Source organism: Streptomyces africanus, assembly GCF_030816955.1.
In the GTDB taxonomy this organism is placed as follows: domain Bacteria; phylum Actinomycetota; class Actinomycetes; order Streptomycetales; family Streptomycetaceae; genus Streptomyces; species Streptomyces africanus.
Map to the genome: position 1 here is coordinate 7784049 of NZ_JAUSYP010000001.1, position 13412 is coordinate 7797460.

Sequence of the window (13412 nt, forward strand, 5' to 3'; positions counted from 1 at the left end):
GACGGACGGCCATGGCTGAGCGCGCCACCCTGGGAGTCGCGGTCATCGGTACCGGAAGGATGGGCGCGGACCATGTGCGCCGCATCCACGAAGTCATCAGCGGAGCACGGGTGGTCGCCGTCGCCGACGTCGACGCGGAGCGCGCGAAGGCCGTCGCCGCCCGCGTCGACGGCTGCAGCGCCCACACCGACCCGGCCGCCGCGCTGGCGGCCGCCGACGTGGACGCCGTCCTGATCGCCTCCCCGGGCCCGGCTCACGAGGCCACCCTGCTCGCCGCCTTCGAGCGCGATCTGCCCGTCCTGTGCGAGAAGCCGCTCACCCCCGACGCGGCCTCCGCCCTGCGCGTCCTCGAAGCCGAACTGCGCCTCGGCCACCGCCGTGTCCAGGTCGGCTTCATGCGCCGCTACGACCCCGAGTACGCGAAGCTGAAGGCCCTGCTGACGACGGGTCAGCTGGGCCGTCCGCTGATGCTGCACAACCGGCACCGCAACGTCGCCAGCCCGCCCTTCTTCACCAGCTCCATGCTCATCAGCGACTCCGTCGCCCACGAGGCGGACGCGACCCGCTGGCTGCTGGACCACGAGATCACGGCGGTCACGGTGCTGCGCCCGGCGCCGTCCGCCAACGCCCCCGACGGACTGCGCGATCCGCAGTTCGTCGTCTTCGAGACCGACGGCGGCGCCCTCAGCGACGTCGAGATCTTCGTCAACTGCGGCTTCGGCTACCAGGTCCAGGCCGAGGTGGTCTGCGAACGCGGCACCGCCCGCATCGGCGACGGCCACGCCCTGGTCACGAACATGGCCGGCCGCTGGGGCGGCACCATCGCCCAGGACTGGACCGAACGCTTCGAGACGGCCTACGACCGGGAGCTCCAGGCCTGGGTCGACGCCACCCGCCGCGGCGAGGTCACCGGCCCGAGCGTCTGGGACGGCTACGCCGCCGCCGCGGTGTGCGAGGCGGGGGTACGGGCGCTGGAGGACGGCGGCCGGGTCGAGGTGGAACTGGTCGGGAAGCCCGCGCTGTACGCGTGAACGGGCCGGGGGTGTGCCCCCGGCCCGCTCGGCGTGTTCTCAGATCCTGGTGCGGGGCCGGGGCGCGAACCCGGCAGCCCTGTAACAGTCGTCGATGAGCTGCATCGTCGTCACCGCGTCGTCCGCGTCCAGCGGCAGCGCCGCACCGTCACGCACCCGGGCCGCGAACGCCTCCAGCTGGTACGTGTACGACGAGCGCGTCCCGAGGTGCTCCGTGCGTTCGCCCTCCGGGGTGCGGACCACGATCCGGTCGTCCAGTTGGGGCAGCACGAAGTTCGGGGCCGTCACCTCGCCCCGGGAGCCGACGACCCGGATGCTCATGTCCAGCCCGTCGTCGTACGCCATGTGGCAGCGGGCCGAGCCCGTCGCGCCGCCGGGGAACTCCAGGTCGGCGTCCAGCCACTCGTCGACCCCGGGCGCACCCGCGCGCTCCTTGCCCCGGGCCCCGGCCAGGCGCGGCGCGCCGCCCGCCCAGGGCGCCAGCATGCGCAGCGCGTGCAGGCTGTAGCAGCCCAGGTCCATCAGGGCGCCGCCGGCCAGCGGCAGCGACCAGCGCGGGTCGGTGTCCGGCGGGGAGGCGATGGCGACCATCGCCTCCACATGCCGCAGTTCCCCGAGTTCGCCGGAGTCCAGCAGCTCGTGCAGGCGGCGGGTGACCGGGTGGAAGAGGTAGTGGAAGGCCTCCATGAAGACCGTCCCGGCCTTCCCGGCGGCCTCCCGCACCTCCGCCGCCTCCCGCGCGTTGCTCGCCGACGGCTTCTCCGACAGCACGTGCTTGCCCGCCGCGAGGGCGGCCAGGTTCCACGGGCCGTGCAGACCGTTGGCGAGCGGGTTGTAGACGACGTCCACCTCGGGATCGGCCACCAGCTCGGAGTACGAACCCGCCACCCGCTCCACGCCGTGCTCGGCGGCGAACGCCTCGGCTCGGGTGCGGTCGCGGGCGGCCACCGCGACGAGGCGGTGGCCGGTCGCCCGGGCCGGGTCGATCAGGGAGCGCTCGGTGATCCGCGCGGCTCCCAGCACACCTATGCGCAGGGGTTCCCGGCCCTCGTCGCTCATGCCTGCCGTACCTCCTCGATCGTCACGGGCCGGTGCTCGTGCAGCGACAGGGTGCACGCCTCGGCGATCCAGCCCGCCTCCAGGGCGTCCTCGATCGTGCAGGGCGAGGGGCGAGTGCCGGCGACGACCTCGGTGAACGCGGTCAGTTCGGCGCGGTAGGCCGCGGTGAAGCGGTCCATGAAGAAGTCGTGCGGGGTGCCCGCCGGGAAGGTCACGCCCGGCTCGACCGAGCGCAGCGGCAGCTTGTCCTCCAGGCCGACGGCGATGGAGTCCGTGAAGCCGTGGATCTCCATGCGGACGTCGTAACCACGGGCGTTGTGACGGGAGTTGGACACCACGGCGATCGTGCCGTCGTCCAGGGTGAGGATCGCGCCGGTGGTGTCGGCGTCACCGGCCTCCTTGATGAAGTCGGCCCCGCGGTTGCCGCCCACGGCGTACACCTCGGTCACCTCGCGGCCGGTCACCCAGCGGATGATGTCGAAGTCGTGCACCGAGCAGTCGCGGAAGATGCCACCGGAGGCGGCGATGTAGGCGGCGGGCGGCGGCGCCGGGTCGAGCGTGGTCGAGCGGACCGTGTGCAGCGTGCCGAGCTCGCCGCTCCGCACGGCGGCGCGGGCGTTGACGAAACCGGTGTCAAAACGGCGGTTGTAGCCGATCTGGATCGGCACGTCACTGCCGCGTACGGCCTTCAGTACGCCGACGCCCTCGCTCATCGTCTTGGCGACGGGCTTCTCGCAGAAGACCGGGATGCCGGCCTCGACCCCGGCCAGGATCAGCGCGGGGTGGGCGTCCGTGGCGGCCGCGACGACGATGCCGTCCACGCCGGCGGCCAGCAGGGCCTCCGGCGAGTCCACGACCTCGGCTCCGAACCGCTCGGCGGCGGCCTTGGCGGCGTCCGCGAACGGGTCGGTGACGACGAGGGACTCGACGGCGTCGAGCCCGGAGAGGGTCTCGGCATGAAAGGCACCGATACGGCCGAGCCCGAGAATTCCGATACGCATGGGTATTGCTCCTAGTTGTAAACAGGGGGTGGTGCTACGCCCTCAGGGGCGCGGGGAACTGCGCGGCCAGCCACCACGGTGCCGCACACGACCGACGACAACGTGCGGCAATCCTCAGTCGAGTCCGCCCAGCACGTTCTGATCCCAGTCGATGACCGATCCGGTGACCACGCCTGACCGCTCCGACAGCAGGAACACAACAAAGTCGGCGATCTCATCCGGTTGGCCCAACTTGCCCATCGGCAACTTCCCAGCAGCCTCCTCACGCCAGTCGTCCCCCGCCCCGTGAAAAAACTTCTGCGTGGCGTCCTCCCCTTCCGTCGCCGTCCAGCCGATGTTCAGCCCGTTGATCCGGACCCGGTCCCACCGGTGCGCGTGCGCGGCATTACGGGTGAGGCCGATGAGGCCGGCCTTCGCGGCGACGTACGGCGCCAGGAACGGCTGCCCGCCGTGCGCCGACGAGGTGATGATGTTGACGACCGTGCCGGGCGCCTGACGCGCGACCATGTCCGCGACCGCGGCCTGCATCGCGAAGAACGGACCCTTGAGGTTGATCGCGATGTGCTGGTCGAACAGCTCGGGCGTGGTGTCCAGCAGCGTCCCCCGGGACGTCAGCCCGGCGGAGTTCACGAGGCAGTCGACGCGGCCGTACGCCTCCACGACCCGGGCCACTGAGGTCTTCGCCTGCTCGGCGTCCGCCAGGTCGGCCCGCACGTACAGGGCCTTGCCGCCCGCGGCGGTCAGCTCCGCCACCAGGGCCTCGCCGGGTTCGGGGCGCCGCCCGGTGACGGCCACGACCGCCCCCTCGCGGACCGCGGCCCGCGCGATGGCGGCGCCGACACCCTGAGTGCCGCCGTTGACCAGGACGATCTTGTCGTCGAGAAGTCCCACGAGGTTCCTCAGCTCTCTCGCCGTGCGGTACCGGCCCGCAGCTCCGCACGGAGCGCCTCGGGCGTCCACTCCTCGTACAGGGCCCGCCGTACGAGATCCGCCTGCGAGGGCGGGGCGAGGCCGTCGACCGGCGGGTCGCTGTCGAGGTTGGTCGGGAACGGGTAGCCCTCGGCGCTCGCCGCGATGACGTTGCCCAGCCACGCGTCGCTCGCGCCCTCGGCCTTCCGCTTCAGCAGCACGGGGTACACCGCGTTGGCCACGGCCTCCCGGTCCACCGTCTCCATCGCCCGCCCGAACGCGGACGACACCTGCAGCAGGTTGGCCATGCGCCGGATGTCCGCCGAGCGGTTGGTGCCGGCGGCGTGGAAGAGGGCCGGGTTGAAGAAGACCGCGTCGCCCTTGGCGAGCGGCAGCTGCACCTGGTGCGCCTCGAAGTACGCCCGGAACTCCGGGAGCCGCCAGGCGAGATAGCCCGGCTCGTACTTCTGCGAGTGCGGCAGGTACATCGTCGGACCGGACTCCACCGGCATGTCGCAGTGCGCGACCGCGCCCTGGAGGGTCAGCACGGGGGAGAGGCGGTGCACGTGCCCGGGGTAGGCGGCGGCGACCTCGTTGGAGAGGAAGCCCAGATGGTAGTCGCGGTGCGCGGTCTGGGCGGCACCGCCCGGGTTGACCACGTTGAGCTGCGAGGTGACCTGGTAGCCGGGGCCCAGCCAGGCCGTCGCGACGAGGGCGAGGACGTCGTTGGCGTAGTAGTCGGCGAACACCTCCGCGTCGTACAGGGCCGCCTTCTCCAGCGCGTTCCACACCCGGTCGTTGGCGCCCGGCTTCGCGAAGTGGTCACCGGCCGTCGCGCCCGAGGCGCGCTGCTCGGCGATCAGGGCGTCGAACACGGCGGTGGTGCGGTCCACGACCTCCGGGTCGGGGAAGGCGCCGCGGAAGACGACGATGCCGGGCCCGTCGGCGAGCGCGCGCACCAGCTCGGCCTGGACCACCCGGTCGCCTTCGAGCAGGGCGGTGTCGTAGACCGGCACGTTCCGCTCCACGGCAAAGGCGTGCGGATAGTCGGCGGGATCGGTCGCCTGCTCGACCAGCGCGCGGAACGCGTCGAGGTCGCAGTCCTGTTCGGACAGCCAGGCGCGGCGGTGTACGGAAGTGAAGGACATCGTCGTCCCTTCGGGGTCACGGAGCGACGCAGCCCTGTCATTCTTGTCAGTACAAACCCCTCGAACAACCAGCAGCGAGCCATCAAAAACCCCTCAAGGAGCCGGAGCATGGGCCACCCCTTCCCGATCCGGGAGATCGCACGTCAGGCGGGCCTGAGCGAGGCGACCGTCGACCGGGTCCTGAACGGCAGGGGAGGGGTGCGGGAGAGCACGGCCCGGGAGGTGCGCCAGGCCATCGCCGACCTGGACCGGCAGCGCACCCAGGTCCGGCTCGTCGGCCGGACGTTCATGGTCGACATCGTGATGCAGGCGCCCGAGCGCTTCACCACCGCGATCCGCGCCGCCCTGGAGGCCGAGCTGCCGTCCCTGCACCCGGCGGTGCTGCGCTCCCGCTTCCACTTCCGCGAGACCGGCCCGGCCGGGGAGCTGGTGCGGACCCTGGACCGGATCGCCCGGCGCGGCTCGCAGGGCGTGATCCTCAAGGCCCCGGACGTCCCCGAGGTCACCGCCGCCGTCGGCCGCCTCGAAGCCGCCGGCATCCCGGTCGTGACCCTGGTGACCGACCTGCCCGCCAGCGCCCGCCGCGCCTACGTCGGCATCGACGACCGGGCGGCGGGCGCGACAGCCGCGTATCTGACGGGCCAGTGGCTGGGGGAGCGCCCCGGCAACATCCTGACCAGCCTCAGCAGCGGTTTCTTCCGCAACGAGGAGGAGCGCGAGATGGGTTTCCGCAGCGCCATGCGGGCCCGCCACCCCGAGCGCACCCTGGTCGAGATCGCCGAGGGGCAGGGTCTGGACGCCACCCAGTACGACCTCGTGCGGGCGGCGCTGGAACGCGATCCGGACATCCGCGCCGTGTACTCGATCGGCGGCGGCAACATCGCCACACTGCGGGCCTTCGACGACCTCGGCCGCGAGTGCGCCGTGTTCGTCGCGCACGACCTCGACCACGACAACACCCGGCTGCTGCGTGCGCACCGCCTGTCCGCCGTGCTCCACCACGACCTGCGGCAGGACGTACGCGAGGCCTGCCACATCGTCATGCGGGCGCACGGCGCGCTCCCGCCGGCCGGGCCGTCGCTGCCGTCGGCGATCCAGGTGGTGACGCCGTACAACATGCCCCCGCAGGCGACGGCCGTGTGAGCCGGGGCGATGTCGCGGGGTGGGACCCCGGCGTGTATCGGGAGCGCGGTGCGCCGAGGCCCCTACCGTCGTCCTCATGTGGACCTCGCGCCCGGACGGCGGGCCGGACCGGTTGCTGACGCTCGCCGACGGCGTGTTCGCCATCGCCATCACGCTGCTGGTCCTGGACCTCTACGTCCCGCGAGACCTGGACGCGGACAGGTATCGGGAAGCCCTGCACCAGCTGCTCCCGGACCTCGGGGCCTACGCGCTCAGTGTCGCCGTGCTCGGCAGTTTCTGGCGCGACCACCGCAGGATCTTCCGTGACGTACGGGAGGTGGACGGACATGTGATCATCCTGTCCCTCACCGGCCTGGGTGTCGCGGCCCTGGTGCCTTTCCCGACCAGGCTGCTCGCGGAGTACGGCGACGTGCCCGCGTCGGTCGCCGTCTACGCGGCGGCGGTCGCCGCGCTCGGCGCCTGTCATCTGGCGCTGGCCGCCGTCCTCGCGAAGCGCCCCTGGCTCCGCGACGGCACCCCCTCCGACACCGGCAGCACCCCCTACCTCCTCGAGAGCGCCACGCTGGTGGTGGTGTTCGCCGTGACCGTCCCGCTGGCCCTGGTGATCGGGGCGGCGGCCATGTGGCTGTGGCTGGTCCTCGTCCCGGTGAGGTACGTCCTGGGCCGCCGCCTCCAGAAGGCCGGCTGAACCTCACGCCCCCGCGGCCACCTCCGCCCAGGTGCCGCTCGACGCCGACCGCGCCATCGCGTCCAGGGCGGCCGCACTGTGCACGGCGTCCGCGAGGGTCGCCCCGTGCGCAGTGCCCTCGGCGACCGACCGGAGGAAGCGGTACGCCTCGATGACCTTCAGGTCGTCGTACCCCATGGCGTTCGCCGCACCGGGCTGGAACGCGGCGAACTCGCCGTGGCCCGGGCCGACGTACACCCTCGTCACGGCCTGGTCCTGGTACGTCGTCCCGCGGCTGATCCCCAGCTCGTTCATGCGGCGGAAGTCCCAGAAGACCGCGCCCTTGGTGCCGTGCACCTCGAAGCCGTAGTTGTTCTGCTCGCCGACCGAGACCCGGCAGGCCTCCAGCACACCGCGCGCCCCGGAGGCGAAGCGCAGCAGGCAACTGACGTAGTCCTCGTTCTCCACCGGGCCGAGTTCGCCGCCCGAGGCGCGGCTGTGACCCGCCGTCGCCCCGGTGGGACGGGCCCGCTCCGGCAGGAAGATCGCCGTGTCGGCCGTCAGGGACGTGATGTCGCCCAGCAGATGACGCGCCAGGTCCGCGCCGTGCGAGGCGAGGTCGCCCAGTACGCCGCTGCCGCCCCGCTCCCGCTCGTACCGCCAGGTCAGCGCGCCCTCGGGATGGGCCGCGTAGTCGCTGAACAGCCGGATGCGGACATGCGTGACCGTGCCGATCTCCCCCGAGGCGATCAGCTCGCGGGCCGCCTCGACGGCGGGCGCGTTGCGGTAGTTGAAGCCGACGGTGCCCTGCACACCCGCCTCGGCCACCGCGTCCGCCACCGCACGGGCGTCCTCGGCGGTCAGACCCACCGGCTTCTCGATCCAGATGTGCTTGCCCGCCTCGGCCATGGCGACGCCGATCTCGCGGTGCAGGAAGTTCGGCGCGGTGATGCTGACCGCCTTCACCCGCGGGTCGGCGACCACCTCGCGCCAGTCACGCGTCGTCGACGCGAACCCGAACTGCGCGGCGGCCTCCTCGGCCCGCCCCGGCACCTCCTCGGCGACCGTGACCAGCTCCGGGACGAGGGGCAGATGCGGATAGTGGTGCCGCACGCGCGCGTACGCCTGGGTGTGCACCCGCCCCATCCAGCCGAAACCGACGACGGCGACGCCGAGCGTGTCCACCATGAGAGCCCCTCTTGGACCGTTCCACAACCTGTCCAGCCCACCCTGGGCGCGGTTTCCCGTGCCTGTCAACCCTTTGACAAGGCCACGACCCGTATGGAACGGTCCATCTCATGAGACCGCCGACCATCCGCGACGTCGCCGAACGGGCCGGCGTCTCCAAGTCGCTGGTCTCCCTGGTGCTGCGCGGCTCCGACCAGGTGCGCCCCGAGAAGCGGGAGGCCGTGCTCCGGGCCGCCCAGGAGCTGGGCTACCGGCCCAACGCCGCCGCCCGCAGTCTCAGCGAGCAGCGCACCCGCACGGTCGGCGTCCTGCTGAACGACCTGCGCAACCCCTGGTTCGTCGACCTCCTCGACGGCCTGAACTCGCTGCTGCACGCCAACGGCCTGCACATGCTGCTCGCCGACGCCCGCCTCAACCGCCGCACCGGCCAGGACCCGGCCGACCCGCTCCTGGACCTGCGCGTCGACGGCCTGGTCGTGGTCGGCACCCTGCCCGACCCGGCGGCCCTCGGCGCGGTCGCCGAGCGGATGCCGGTCGTCCTGGCGGGCGCCCGCGAGCCCGTGCCGCCCGGGGTGGACCAGGTCGCCGGCGACGACGAGCAGGGCGCCCGGCTGGTCACCGAGCACCTCATCGGCCTCGGTCACCGCCGCATCGCGCACCTCGCGGGCTACGGAGCCGTCGGCGAACTGCGCCGCCGCAGCTTCGAGGCGACGATGCGGGCGCACGGCCTGGCGGACCGGGCCGTCGTCGAGAGCGGCGACATGACCGAGGAGGGCGGCTACCGCGCCACCGTCCGCCTCCTCAGCCGTCCCGACCGGCCCACCGCCGTCTTCGCCGTCAACGACATCACCTGCGTCGGCGCCCTCTCGGCGGCGGAGGAACTGGGCCTGCGCGTCCCGCACGACGTGTCCGTCGTCGGCTACGACAACACGAGCATCTCCCGGCTGCGCCACCTGTGGCTCACCACCGTCGACAACGCCGGCCACGAGGTCGGCCGCCGCGCCGCCCGCTTCCTCCTCGACCGCTTCGAGCGGCCCGGGGGAGAGGGGCGGATCCATCTGGCGGCCCCCACGCTGGAGATCCGGGGGACGACGGGCCGGCCGTCCTAGAGGCCCGCACCGGATCGGACCGGGGGTGTCCGTCTCGACCTCTATGCCCTGGTCGGGGGGACCCGTCGACTTAGCGTATTGTTTGCGGCATATGCCCACGGGGTGAGGTGTGTGGGCATCCTAGGGCGAAGGGGGAGCAACGGGTGGACGAGGCGCGGGACCGGCGTGTCCGGCGAGCCGAAACGACCGGAGGAGCCGTCACAGGGCTCCTCGCCCTCGCGTCCTGCGCCGGACACGCGACCAAGGCGGACCTGCCCTGGTGGGCCGTCCTCGCCGTCGCCGTGTCGACGGCGGGCCTCGCCGGCTGGACCGGGGCACATCTCGGCCGCCGGCGCGGGGGACGCGACGAGGCCGGCCTGGAGGACGGTGACACGCCCCTCGGTGCGTACGCGCTCCTCCCGCCGCACCCCACCGGTCCCACCCCGCCCGACGCCCACGCGGGCCAGGGGTGCGGATGCGGTAGGGTTGACCTGCGCGATCACGCGGTTCACCCGCGCGAGCCGCATCGGGACGTGGCGCAGCTTGGTAGCGCACTTGACTGGGGGTCAAGGGGTCGCAGGTTCAAATCCTGTCGTCCCGACGTGTGAAGCAGCAGACCAGAGGCCGTACCGGGAGCTTTCCGGTACGGCCTCTCGGTCGTTCCTGCGCACCCACTCCACCCGGTGCTCGGCGGCCAGGGCCAGACCCCGGCGGCCGGCCTCGGCGGGTACGGGGAGCCGGCACAGCGCGTCGAGCGTGCGCAGCATCGTCTCCGCGAAGTCCTGCCCCAGCGCCGTGAGGCGGCCCGAGGACAGCAGGACCTCCGTGGCCTCCCGGGCGCCCGCGCGCCAGCGGGCGAACTGGGCGTGTGCCCGGGCCAGTTCCTCGGGGTCCTGCTCCACGTCCCGGTGCCGGTTCCAGAACTGTGCCACACCGAGGTGTGCGTACGCCCCGTGGAACAGGCCGAGCAGGGGCCGGGGATCCGGACGCCAGGGCGCGTAGTACCGCTCCTCGCCGCCGGGCTCGAACAGGTCGAAGAGGTGCAGGACGGCGGCGAACTTGCTGTGCTGCAACTCGTGGGCGAGGGACAGGGCGAGAGCGCGGCCGGTGCGCGGCCGGGACAGCGCCATGGAGCCGAACGCCTCCGCGCTGCTTCCGCTGAAGCCGCCCGTGCGGCCGAGGGGCACCAAGGTGCGCGGGCCGGCGGCGAGTTCGGCGAATGTCCCCGGGTGGTGGTCCCGCAGCAACCGGCAGGCCTCCCGGGCCGTCACCTCCCACCAGTGCAGATCGTCCGCCGTCAGTCCCAGCGGCCGCTCGGGCACGCCGGGGAAGCGCAGCGGGTCCACGTCGTCCAGGAGCAGGGGCGCGCCGGTGTCCAGCACGGCGAGCCGGTGCGCCGCCCGCCACCGTCCCGACGAGGTGTACGGAGCCTTCGGCACGGCCACAGGGCCGGGAACGGAGCCCCGCCCCGCGACGTCGACCCGGGCCGCACCGGCGGCATCGATCGCCACCTCGGCCAGGTCGCCCGGCCCGGCACCGGAGAAGCGGGCGCCGCCGAGCGAGGGCAGGAAGACCTGGTCCGTCGTCAGGGGCCACCGCACCCGCGCGGACACGCCCGCGCGGACCGCGGCCGACGCGGCGAGGGAGCTGAACCAGCGGACCGGCGGCTCACCCACCGCCCCGGCCCCGCCCTCGACGACGCGGTCCAGCCGGGCCAGCAGTCCGACCAGCGCCGTGCCCGCCGACGGATGGGTGAGGACCGCCGACACCGCCCGGGGATCGGCCCGATGGGCGGCCGCGAGGAGCTCCCAGGCCTGCCCGGCCGCCTCGGCCACGCCGCCGCCGATCTCCCGGGCGGCCTCCGTGACCGCGTGCGCGCAGGCCAGACGGCGGCTGTACTCGGCGCGGGCGAGCAGGTCCAGGGCCTCGGCCCCGCCGCCGCCCGTGGCGAGCGCGGTGAAGAGCCTGCCGGGCATCCGGATCGGCACGGGCCTCATGCCGCTTCCGCCGGGGCACCGCGCAGCCGTTCCAGGTCCCCGGCCAGCCGCTCCCTGACCCGCACGATCAGCGCGGCCAGGTCGGCGCAGTAGACACTGGGGTTGGCGAACCCGGTGGCCGGCCGGTAGCGGTTGGCGTAGTGGCCGCCCCCGCACACCCGCAGCAGCCGGCAGTCCCGGCACTGCGCGGACACACCGTCGGCACCCCACTGGCGGGCCGCGACGCCAGGATGGCGCAGCAGCGCATCGAAGGAGTCCCGCTCGACATGAAGGCCGGTCCGCGCGGCGCCGGAATAGGCGGTGCGCAGCGTGTCGTCCTGGGCGAGAGCGCCGTCCGTCTCCACCACGGCGTACCGCACGGGCGCCAATCCCAGCGCCTCCGTCTCCGGGGCGCCGCCGAGCAGCAGCGTCATCAGGTCGTCGAGCAGCCGCACCCGCGTCTCCCGCCGCGGAGCCCCGTACCACCGCTCGAACACCCGCCACAGCCAGTCCGCGTACGGCGTGCCGGACAGACCCGGCCGCAGTCCGGGCGGGGGAGTGTGCCAGTTGCCCTGCGGCAGCAGGAAATCCACCGCGGGCGGACGGTACGTCAGCAGGTGCTCGTAGCAGCGCACGGGATCGTTGCGGAGGTCGATGGTGCACAACAGGCCCGCGAACAGCTCGCGATGGGGCCCGTCGGCCAGCCGGTGCAGGGCGGCGGCGACCCGGGCGTGGCTGCCGCGTCCGTCGGCACCCCGGCGGTGCCGGTCGTGTGCGGCGCGGTCGCCGTCCAGGCTGACCGAGACCCGGATGTCGTGCGCGCCGCACAGGTCGAGCCAGCGTTCGGTCAGCCGTACGCCGTTGGTCTGGAGCGCGAGGTGCAGCCGTACGCCCGGACCGGCCGCGGCGCGCAGGACCGAGGCGGCCCGGCCGACGGCGGCCTCCCCGGCGAGCAGCGGCTCGCCCCCGTGCAGCACCACCCCGGCCTCGCGCACCCCGTGCGCCGCCAGGTGCTCGGCGATGCGCTCGGCCGTGCGGTCGAGCGTCTGAGGCTCCATGGTGCGCGGCTGCTCGCGCCAACTGCTGTCGTGCGAGCGGTACATGTAGCAGTACTGGCAGGCGAGGTCGCAGCGGCTGTGCACCTTCAGCACGAAGGAGTGGAACGGAGTGGGCGCCCATCCGGTCGCTTCCCGCGCCGCGACATCGGCCGCGACCGGCCACGGTGGCTCCGCATGGCGCAGTCGATTCATACGTACCCCCCGGTTCGCATGCCGACCGGCCCGGTGCCCGTCCGGCCGGCCCACGCCATTGGCCTCAGTATTCGGCGCCGGTGACAGACCGTCAACATCGAGATTCCGTCGTCCGGGCCGCCGCCGCCCGAAAGTAGCCGTTTTCCCGGGCCGCCCCGTGGGGACGTCACCACTGGACACGACGTCCCCGGACACGGACGCGCAGGCGTGCGAGGCCGCCGCGAACGGCGGTCCGTCGGGCACCGCGGAGGATGGGCCATGGCAGAGCTCGAGGAAGCGGGTGCCGAGCAGGGCGAGGCGACCCTGGAGTCCGTCGTGCTGGACCTCACCGACGTGCCGCTGGACGACGTCGCCGCCCTGCCGTCCTCGGTGCTCGGGGAGACCCTGCGCCGGCTGCGGACGGGGCGCACCCCGGGCGACCCCTTCGTCACCGGGTTCAGCGAGAGCCAGTGACCGGCTCCGGGTGCGGACACCACCCCCTAGCGCGAAACCGCCTGATCAGGGGCAACCCGCCTTATACTGACCGTCCCTGACTGCCGTGCCCCACCGTCCAGCACCTGCCGTCGAAGCGGAGTGGCCATGCCCGACACCCACGCAGCCGACCGCCCGGGACGGTTCGCCCTCTTCTGCTCCACCGCGGAGAACCTCGGCGTCAGCACGACCGTGCGCAACGTCGCCGACCTGCTGGCCGCGGGCAACCGCAGCGTCCTGATCGTGGACGGCCGCGCCACGGGCACGCCGGAGGAGACATCGACGCCCGTGCCCGAGCCGGAGCCCGGACGGATCGCCCTGGTGGCGCGTCCGGACGCCGCGTCCCTCCTCGCCCTCGCCTCGGACGCCGCCGCCCTGCGCTACGACCACGTCCTCGTCGAAGCCCCGCTGCCCGACGCCCCCGGCGCACCGCCCGAGGGCAGGCTCGGTGCACTGGCCGACTCACTGGTGCTCTGCTTCG

General features: G+C 73.3%; 12 protein-coding genes and 1 tRNA gene. 6 read left to right on the forward strand and 7 right to left on the reverse strand.

Annotation, left to right across the window (positions count from 1 at the left end):
* The first annotated feature begins 11 nt into the window (after positions 1-11).
* Positions 12-1031 (forward strand): Gfo/Idh/MocA family protein, encoded by a 1020-nt coding sequence (locus QF034_RS35740; protein ID WP_307178804.1) that lies wholly within the window; start codon positions 12-14, stop codon positions 1029-1031.
* A gap of 39 nt (positions 1032-1070) precedes the next feature.
* On the opposite strand, the gene QF034_RS35745 is transcribed toward QF034_RS35740, so the two are convergent.
* The 4 genes from QF034_RS35745 to QF034_RS35760 all read right to left on the reverse strand — a co-directional run bounded on the left by QF034_RS35745 (position 1071) and on the right by QF034_RS35760 (position 5148).
* Entirely contained in the window at positions 1071-2090 is a 1020-nt protein-coding gene (locus QF034_RS35745) for a Gfo/Idh/MocA family protein (RefSeq protein ID WP_307178805.1), read from the reverse strand.
* Positions 2087-3091 (reverse strand): Gfo/Idh/MocA family protein, encoded by a 1005-nt coding sequence (locus QF034_RS35750; RefSeq protein ID WP_307178806.1) that lies wholly within the window; start codon positions 3089-3091, stop codon positions 2087-2089. The genes QF034_RS35745 and QF034_RS35750 overlap by 4 nt, the downstream gene beginning before the upstream one ends.
* Before the next feature lie 114 nt (positions 3092-3205).
* A complete protein-coding gene (locus tag QF034_RS35755; protein WP_307178807.1) occupies positions 3206-3982 on the reverse strand; it encodes an SDR family oxidoreductase in 777 nt (258 codons plus the stop codon).
* Between the two features lie 8 nt (positions 3983-3990).
* The gene (locus tag QF034_RS35760; protein WP_307178808.1) at positions 3991-5148 is read right to left on the reverse strand and encodes a phytanoyl-CoA dioxygenase family protein; all 1158 of its coding nucleotides are present in this window, start codon (positions 5146-5148) and stop codon (positions 3991-3993) included.
* Positions 5149-5256: 108 nt separating this feature from the next.
* On the opposite strand from QF034_RS35760, the gene QF034_RS35765 reads away from it, so the two are divergent.
* Together QF034_RS35765 and QF034_RS35770 are read left to right on the forward strand one after the other, a co-directional pair.
* Entirely contained in the window at positions 5257-6291 is a 1035-nt protein-coding gene (locus QF034_RS35765; protein ID WP_307178809.1) for a LacI family DNA-binding transcriptional regulator, read from the forward strand.
* A gap of 76 nt (positions 6292-6367) precedes the next feature.
* Positions 6368-6979, forward strand: coding sequence for a TMEM175 family protein (locus tag QF034_RS35770; protein ID WP_307178810.1), 612 nt, complete (start codon positions 6368-6370; stop codon positions 6977-6979).
* 3 nt (positions 6980-6982) lie between these two features.
* On the opposite strand, the gene QF034_RS35775 is transcribed toward QF034_RS35770, so the two are convergent.
* On the reverse strand, positions 6983-8146 hold the full coding sequence (locus QF034_RS35775) for a Gfo/Idh/MocA family protein (RefSeq protein WP_307178811.1): 1164 nt from the start codon (positions 8144-8146) through the stop codon (positions 6983-6985).
* A 110-nt stretch (positions 8147-8256) separates the two neighbouring features.
* Here QF034_RS35775 and QF034_RS35780 point away from each other — a divergent pair, with 110 nt between their 5' ends.
* The gene (locus tag QF034_RS35780) at positions 8257-9255 is read left to right on the forward strand and encodes a LacI family DNA-binding transcriptional regulator (protein WP_307178812.1); all 999 of its coding nucleotides are present in this window, start codon (positions 8257-8259) and stop codon (positions 9253-9255) included.
* A 506-nt stretch (positions 9256-9761) separates the two neighbouring features.
* Positions 9762-9835, forward strand: a tRNA-Pro gene (locus QF034_RS35785).
* Here the strand turns inward: QF034_RS35785 and QF034_RS35790 are convergent.
* Both QF034_RS35790 and QF034_RS35795 read right to left on the reverse strand, forming a co-directional pair.
* Positions 9801-11231 carry an HEXXH motif domain-containing protein gene (locus QF034_RS35790; RefSeq protein ID WP_307178813.1) on the reverse strand — a complete coding sequence of 477 codons (1431 nt, stop codon included), beginning with the start codon at positions 11229-11231 and terminating at the stop codon, positions 9801-9803. The genes QF034_RS35785 and QF034_RS35790 overlap by 35 nt on opposite strands.
* Positions 11228-12460: an FxsB family cyclophane-forming radical SAM/SPASM peptide maturase gene (locus QF034_RS35795; RefSeq protein ID WP_307178814.1), complete on the reverse strand. Its 1233-nt coding sequence runs from the start codon at positions 12458-12460 to the stop codon at positions 11228-11230. The genes QF034_RS35790 and QF034_RS35795 overlap by 4 nt, the downstream gene beginning before the upstream one ends.
* Positions 12461-12718: 258 nt before the next feature.
* Here QF034_RS35795 and fxsA point away from each other — a divergent pair, with 258 nt between their 5' ends.
* Positions 12719-12913: an FxSxx-COOH cyclophane-containing RiPP peptide gene (gene fxsA / locus QF034_RS35800; protein WP_010044821.1), complete on the forward strand. Its 195-nt coding sequence runs from the start codon at positions 12719-12721 to the stop codon at positions 12911-12913.
* Positions 12914-13412: the final 499 nt, after the last annotated feature.